9 protein-coding genes and 1 pseudogene are annotated in these 6,843 nt (G+C 35.5%); 1 reads left to right on the top strand and 9 read right to left on the bottom strand.

Features of this window, described 5'->3' with window-relative positions; genetic code table 11:
• Positions 1 to 449 (bottom strand): annotated as a pseudogene (locus RYP29_RS07715) (cobyric acid synthase CobQ); the annotation flags it as partial.
• A complete protein-coding gene (gene cobU, locus RYP29_RS07710; RefSeq protein ID WP_005383330.1) occupies positions 442 to 1,020 on the bottom strand; it encodes a bifunctional adenosylcobinamide kinase/adenosylcobinamide-phosphate guanylyltransferase in 579 nt (192 codons plus the stop codon). The gene cobU and the pseudogene RYP29_RS07715, both read right to left, overlap by 8 nt.
• 64 nt (positions 1,021 to 1,084) lie before the next feature.
• Between cobU and RYP29_RS07705 the strand changes: the two genes are divergently transcribed.
• Positions 1,085 to 1,423 (top strand): hypothetical protein, encoded by a 339-nt coding sequence (locus tag RYP29_RS07705; protein ID WP_156931225.1) that lies wholly within the window; start codon positions 1,085 to 1,087, stop codon positions 1,421 to 1,423.
• 38 nt (positions 1,424 to 1,461) lie between these two features.
• Here RYP29_RS07705 and RYP29_RS07700 read toward each other — a convergent pair whose 3' ends face one another.
• The 7 genes from RYP29_RS07700 to RYP29_RS07670 form a co-directional block, all read right to left on the bottom strand.
• Positions 1,462 to 1,977, bottom strand: coding sequence for a cob(I)yrinic acid a,c-diamide adenosyltransferase (locus RYP29_RS07700; protein WP_005383317.1), 516 nt, complete (start codon positions 1,975 to 1,977; stop codon positions 1,462 to 1,464).
• 21 nt (positions 1,978 to 1,998) lie between these two features.
• Complete coding sequence (gene ndk, locus RYP29_RS07695) at positions 1,999 to 2,406, bottom strand: nucleoside-diphosphate kinase (protein ID WP_105084107.1); 408 nt, start codon at positions 2,404 to 2,406, stop codon at positions 1,999 to 2,001.
• Between the two features lie 18 nt (positions 2,407 to 2,424).
• Positions 2,425 to 3,285 (bottom strand): zinc metalloprotease HtpX, encoded by an 861-nt coding sequence (gene htpX / locus RYP29_RS07690; RefSeq protein ID WP_205096376.1) that lies wholly within the window; start codon positions 3,283 to 3,285, stop codon positions 2,425 to 2,427.
• Between the two features lie 46 nt (positions 3,286 to 3,331).
• On the bottom strand, positions 3,332 to 4,258 hold the full coding sequence (thrB, locus tag RYP29_RS07685; protein ID WP_005383315.1) for a homoserine kinase: 927 nt from the start codon (positions 4,256 to 4,258) through the stop codon (positions 3,332 to 3,334).
• 4 nt (positions 4,259 to 4,262) lie between these two features.
• A complete protein-coding gene (locus RYP29_RS07680) occupies positions 4,263 to 5,552 on the bottom strand; it encodes a homoserine dehydrogenase (RefSeq protein ID WP_119982827.1) in 1,290 nt (429 codons plus the stop codon).
• Between the two features lie 42 nt (positions 5,553 to 5,594).
• Positions 5,595 to 6,044 (bottom strand): ACT domain-containing protein, encoded by a 450-nt coding sequence (locus RYP29_RS07675; RefSeq protein ID WP_005379031.1) that lies wholly within the window; start codon positions 6,042 to 6,044, stop codon positions 5,595 to 5,597.
• 16 nt (positions 6,045 to 6,060) lie between these two features.
• On the bottom strand, positions 6,061 to 6,843 hold a 783-nt coding region (locus tag RYP29_RS07670; RefSeq protein ID WP_311532926.1), incomplete at its 5' end, for a lysylphosphatidylglycerol synthase transmembrane domain-containing protein.

Here is a 6,843-nt window from a genome sequence, read left to right as displayed (position 1 = left end):
TTTACGATATCATTAGCTTTTAAATTAACCTCAGCAGGACTACCAGCCCCTTCGATGACAATCATTTCAAAATTTTCATCGAGAAAGGCAAGAGATTCTTTGACCTTATCAAGAGCTGTTAAAGAGTAATGGGTATGATATTCTTTGGCACTATACACACCAACAGGTTTGCCCATTAATACAACTTGAGATGACTGATTTCCTGTAGGTTTAAGCAATACAGGGTTCATTTGTACAATAGGATCAATACCAGCTGCTTCAGCTTGGGCTACTTGAGCACGGCCTATTTCATCACCCCATTTGGTTACATAGGAGTTTAAAGCCATATTTTGTGCTTTAAATGGCACAGTTTTATAGCCCATTCGATAAAGAATGCGGCATAATGCAGTACATAAAATACTTTTGCCTACATTAGAGCTCGTTCCTTGGAACATGATTTTTTTAGCCATTTATATGAACCTCCTGAGATTTTAATTCTATGGTTACTCCACTAATTGTTAAGTACATTTTATTGGCAGCACTAGCAACCTCTCGATTTACACGACCAGTTATATCGCGGAAATATCTTGCCAATTTATTTTCCGGTACAATACCTAATCCAATTTCATTGGTCACAAAAATAACAGTTTTATCATTACTGTTATTAATTTCCTGTAATAATAGTCGCAGCTCTTCTAAAATAATAGATTCAATACGATTAGAATCTTCCTGCGTATTGATATCCCCATGAGCGAAGACGTGATTTGATGTAAACATTGTAAGACAATCAATCAAGATAACATCACTTACATTCTTAATTTGTTCCCAATTTTTGTGTAAGTGTAGTGGAATTTCGAAAGTAATCCACTCTTTACCACGGCGCATTTGATGCTTTTTAATACGATCTTTCATTTCGTCATCAAAAGCTTGCCCTGTAGCAACATATGCCTTTCGTCCTTTTAAGGATAAGGCTAATTGTTCTGCAAATTCACTTTTTCCACTACGAGCTCCACCGGAGCATAGAATAATTGTAGATTTCATAAAGCACCTATACAAGTATATATAATTTCTGTATCATTATTAGTATAACAAAAGGAGATACACTATGGAAATTATGAATATGAAATTAAAAATGATGTCTACCCTTTGGGAAAATACCTATCGTGTAGCTATTGAGGATGGTCAAGGTGGATATATTGGTACATGTCGTGTAGTTGTTAATGTACCGCTAGACCCTTCTGAATTACCTCCTAATGCACCTATTGTGGAGCCACAAATGTTTGTATTAGTAGAAGATTTTTCTTTTGATGCATCTAAAATTATAAATTTTGAGACAACATTAGCAGATTTATTGCGTGAAAAATTTAGATATCAAATTCCTCATATCTTCTTTTTCTATCCAAGTCCACATGATGTATTAAATCAAGAAATTATACAATCTTAATAAAGAAAAAAGCTATGTGAAGACATAGCTTTTTTTGTTTATTCTTCTCCGATTTCTTCTTCTACACGACTTAATATGAAGCATAAATCAGATAGTCGATTTAAGTATCGCAAATTAGATTCATGTACGCTTTCACCTGCATCTAATACACGCCATAAATCACGTTCTGCACGACGAGCAACAGTTCTAGATACATGTAAATAAGCAGAAGATTTATTCTCGCCAGGTAAAATAAATTCTGCAAGAGGTTCTAATTTTGCATCGAAGCGGTCGATAACTTTTTCTAAATGTTTTACTTGCTGGTCGGTAATTTGAGGAGCTTGATTCAAGCTAGCAATATCAGCCATTAAAGTCCATAAGGAACGCTCTATATCGAGTAACTCAGCTTGTACTCTTACGTTCTTTGCATAGGCTCTAGCTAATCCCAAGAAGGCTTGGAGCTCATCAATAGTACCATAGGCTTCAACACGAAGAGAAGATTTCTTTACACGTTCACCCGTATAAAGACCTGTTGTACCTTGATCACCTGTTTTTGTATAAACACTACTACTCATGGCCATACCTCCTGTTATATGTTATTTATATTCTGGGAACCATAAATGAATTTCACGTGCTGCTGAATCTACTGAATCAGATGCATGTACAACATTAGAATCCATAGTTAAGGCATAGTCACCACGAATACTACCAGGTGTGGCATCTACAGGATTAGTTGCACCATTGATAGTACGTACAGAAGTAACGGCATTTTTACCTGCTAGTACAAAAGCCAATACAGGTCCAGACGTAATAAAATCAACTAATTCACCAAAGAATGGCTTATCTTTATGCTCTGCATAATGTTCTTCTGCTAATTCTTTTGGTGTTTGAAGTAATTTCATAGCTTTAATAATTAAGCCTTTACGTTCATAACGTGTAAGAATTTCACCACAGATTTGACGTTTTACACCATCTGGTTTAATGAGAACTAAAGTTTCTTCCATCTTTAAACCTCCCTTTTATTAAAATCTATAATGTGGATTTAGAGATAGTTTTTTTAATCTAGCAATACGGTCCTTTGTGCTTGGATGTGTGCTAAAAAGATTAGATAAACTAGCACCAATTCCCATCATAGGATTAATTATAAACATATGCGCTGTAGCATTATTAGCATTAGGTAATGTTCCATATTTAGAATATTCTTCTATTTTGGCCAATGCTGATGCAAGTCCTAATGGATTTTTGCTTAACATAGCCCCACCCTCATCAGCTAAATATTCACGGGTACGGGAAATACTCATTTGGATAATAGCAGCTGCTAAAGGTGCCAAAATAACCATACCAATCAATGCAAGTGGATTGACATTATCATCGCGGTCATCAGAGCGGCCACCAAAGAACATACCAAACTGCGCAATAGTTGATATAGCACCACCAATAATGGCTGCAATAGTACTGATTAAGGTATCACGATTTTTAACATGTGTTAATTCGTGACCTAATACGCCAGCTAATTCATCATCCGTTAACAATCGTTGAATCCCTGCTGTTACAGCTACCGCAGCATGTTCTGGATTACGACCAGTTGCAAATGCATTTGGTACGTCCGTAGGGATGATATATACCTTTGGCATCGGTAGTTTACCGTTTTTAGCCAATTGTTCAACCATACCATATAATTTAGGGTTTGATTGAGCGGTAACTTGTTGTGCATTGTATTGTGCTAACACAATCTTATCGCTATACCAATACGATGATATTGACATGCCTGCAGATATGATGAACATTAACATCATTCCACGAGCGCCGCCAAAAGCATCGCCTAATAATACTAGTATCACTATTAAAGTGGCTAGTAACATTGTTGTTTTAAAATTATTCATAGAATCCTCCAACATAAGTTTTTGGACTATGCCTTAACTAGATTTATTATACCACATTTTGAATAGTTGTGGCCCCTATTGTATCTGCCTCTAACACATATACCTTGTTTTCGATGCCATGGAACTCAAAGATTTGTCCCATTGCTTCAGCTACTGTTTGTACATGAGCTTTATCTGTATATGCAATTAAGGTAGAACCAGATCCACTGATAGTTGCACCATAAGCGCCTGCGGCTTTTGCTGCAGAGAATACCTTATCACAATGAGGAATCAACGTTTTCCGATACGGTACATGGAGATTATCCTCCAAGGCAACTGCAAGATTATCCAATTGGTTCGTAATTAAACTAGTTACGAATAACGATGCATGACTCACATTTTGAACAGCCTCTTTAAAAGGCACATGATTTGGTAATACAGATCGTGCATATTCTGTAGAAACTAATACCTCTGGTACGACTACAGCAAAATGAAGTGATTCTGGTACAGGGATTACTGTATTCAAAACTTTATCTTTCAAACCTGTAGCGCAACAAAGATTACCAAAAATTGCTGGTGCCACATTATCTGGATGGCCTTCCATACGATTGGCAATGATGAGTAACTCTTCTTTTGAAAGTGGTTTATTTACGAGATTATTTGCTAGTAAAAGCCCACCTACAATAGCAGTACTACTACTACCAAGGCCACGTGATGGCGGAATCAGTGTTTCTGAAGTTATATGACCATATTGTATTGGTTCTTGTGCTTTAGCAAATACTTGTTCAATAGCTATTCCGATGAGATTTTTTTTAGGATCTTCTTTTTCTAATAAATCAGCGCCATACCCATGAAATGTATAGCTAAAAGATGTAGCATTTGCATCAGGTGTAAATTCAAAAATATTATATAGATTTAATGCTAGTCCAAGGCAATCAAAACCTGGTCCGCAATTGGCACTTGTAGCAGGCACTTGTACACGAATTGTTGTCATAATATTACGCTTCCATAATTCTGATTACACTACATACATCTTTCACAGATCGCAAGCTGTTAAAAGAATCAATTAAATTTAAAATATAGGAATGTGGACATTTAGAAGTCACAATAGCAAGTACTGCTGTTTCAGGATCTTTATTTCGTTGAACAATCGAAAGAACAGAGATTTTTTGCTCTGCTAATTTTGTAGCAATCTTTGCAAGAACACCAGTTTTATTATCAACAGCTAACCGCATATAGTAACTGGATTGTATTTTACCTGGGGAATAAATATTCTTTTGGTCAAAGTAGAATGGTTTAAAACGTCCTGTAGATTCAAAAGCTACGTTTTTAGCTACTTCCATAATATCGCTAACAACGGAGCTGCCTGTTGGTAAACTACCGGCGCCACGTCCATAGAACATGGCATCATCAATGCCATTACCCTTGATATAAATTGCATTGTACGAGCCGCGTACAGATGCAAGTGGATGTGTTAGTGGTACGAAAGCAGGGTATACATTGAGAGATAAACCCTTTGACGATTCTTTTGCAATGCCAATAAGTTTAATATTGTATCCGAATTCCTTACCAAAGGAAATATCTTCTGTATCAATTTTAGTAATACCTTCTACAGTTACATCCTCGAAGAATATACGACGGTTAAAGCTAATGGATGCTAAAATAGCAAGTTTACGAGCTGCATCTAATCCTTCTACATCGGCAGTTGGATCAGCTTCTGCATAGCCTAAATCTTGAGCCTCTTTTAATACATCCCCGTAGCTTAATCCTTCATCTGTCATTTTAGATAAAATAAAGTTTGTAGTACCATTCATGATACCAACAAGTTCAGTAATGCGATTACCGCCAAGGGAATCGTATAATGTTCTAATAATTGGAATGCCACCTAATACAGAGGCTTCAAAACGTAAATCTACGTGGTTTTTATACGCTAAGTCAAATAAATATGGGCCTGCTTCTGCTAATAAATCCTTATTGGCTGTAACAACACTTTTTCCATGTTTTAAAGCTGCTTCAACACAATCTTTCGCAAATGTTGTGCCCCCCATTAATTCAACGACAATAGCAATCGATTCATCATTAAGAACATCATCAATGTTAGTCACGTATTGTGCAGTGCTTGGTAGTGTAATATTTGTGTATTTATCTGGGTTGCGAACAAATATTTTTGAAATCTCGATAGTTACACCGCTTCTGTTAGTAATCAAATCGACATTATCTTGTAATAAATTAAAAGTTCCTTGGGAAACAGTACCAAATCCTAATAAGGCTATTTTAACGGTCTTCATAATGGTCCTACTCTCTTCTGACTGGTCAATATAATATTTATATTATGCTTGACCTAAAATTTCTACTTTAATAATTCCTTTCATATTGCGAATATCATGTAATAATTCCTCTAAGGAACCTTGCAAGTTTTTGGTTTCGAAAGAAATACTACTATTAGCAATACCCTGTAATGGAATATCTTGATTTATGGTCAAGATACTTCCGTTTTTATCGGCTATTGCTTTTAAAACACTTGATAACATACCTGATTCATTGGACATTGAAACGGTAATGCTAACAATTTTTCCTTGAGCAATCTCAAAAAATGGAAATACATAATCTTTATATTTATAATAAGCAGATCGACTTAAATCCATTTTCTCAACAGCTTCATTTATGGTTTTTACTTCACCTAGTTTCAAAATCTCTTTTACTTTAATCGTTTTCTTAATCGCTTCCGGTAAAATATCTTCTTGAACTAAATAAAATTTGTCCTTTTTCGGTTTTGTCATACTAATTCTCCTTACATTAATTAGATGTTTCCTGAGCAACAAACTGACGTCCATATAAAGTTAATACTGCATACATACCTATAAAAAATGGCACATATTCTGCCATCACACGCCACGCCACAGCTATAATACCTACAGTACCACTCGGTACGAATGGTGTAAAAAGTAAAATGAATAATCCTTCAGCAATACCTGTTCCCCCTGGAGTGGGTGCAAAATAAAGTATTAAATTCAACAATATCATTCTATCTAATATCGTAATAATTGGTACATCATTAGTAAAAGCAAACATCAATGCCGGTGCTATACAGTATAAGCATAATAAACTTAATCCTGATTCGATAAATACAATAAAGGATTGAGTAGGTTTTTTATACAATAATGCAAGCCCTTGATTTAGTGTTTCTAATTTCGCCAACCAATCTTTGGTCTTATGTGCCTTAAAACGTTGTGCTAAATTATATACGAATTTCCTCATATATACCGTTTGTAAAAGATATGTTCCTAATAAGGTGGCCATGACGGCCAAGAAGGAAAATAGTAATAACATATCTCTTGAAATATATGGTATTTCTATGGAGTCATATAAAAACACAATCGGTAACATGATGACTAAAAACATGATTGAAAAAACCGTACGTATCAATACGATAGGAGTTCCCTTACTTATCGGGACATCATAGCTTCTTAATACGAGTACTTGAGCCACAGCTCCACCACTGGCACCTGGTGTGAGCATAGCCATAAAATAGTTGCTAAATATAACCCGAAGTACAGCTTTTATTGATAAATGATAACC

The sequence above is a fragment of the uncultured Veillonella sp. genome, from assembly GCF_963534045.1.
Classification (GTDB): Bacteria; Bacillota; Negativicutes; order Veillonellales; family Veillonellaceae; genus Veillonella.
This window is presented reverse-complemented; position numbering and strand designations above follow the sequence as displayed.

Coding starts and splice junctions, on each gene's coding strand:
- cobU (WP_005383330.1), bottom strand. CDS start 1,020: ATGAAATCTACAATTATTCTATGCTCCGGTGGAGCTCGTAGTGGAAAA.
- RYP29_RS07705 (WP_156931225.1), top strand. CDS start 1,085: ATGGAAATTATGAATATGAAATTAAAAATGATGTCTACCCTTTGGGAA.
- RYP29_RS07700 (WP_005383317.1), bottom strand. CDS start 1,977: ATGAGTAGTAGTGTTTATACAAAAACAGGTGATCAAGGTACAACAGGT.
- ndk (WP_105084107.1), bottom strand. CDS start 2,406: ATGGAAGAAACTTTAGTTCTCATTAAACCAGATGGTGTAAAACGTCAA.
- htpX (WP_205096376.1), bottom strand. CDS start 3,285: ATGAATAATTTTAAAACAACAATGTTACTAGCCACTTTAATAGTGATA.
- thrB (WP_005383315.1), bottom strand. CDS start 4,258: ATGACAACAATTCGTGTACAAGTGCCTGCTACAAGTGCCAATTGCGGA.
- RYP29_RS07680 (WP_119982827.1), bottom strand. CDS start 5,552: ATGAAGACCGTTAAAATAGCCTTATTAGGATTTGGTACTGTTTCCCAA.
- RYP29_RS07675 (WP_005379031.1), bottom strand. CDS start 6,044: ATGACAAAACCGAAAAAGGACAAATTTTATTTAGTTCAAGAAGATATT.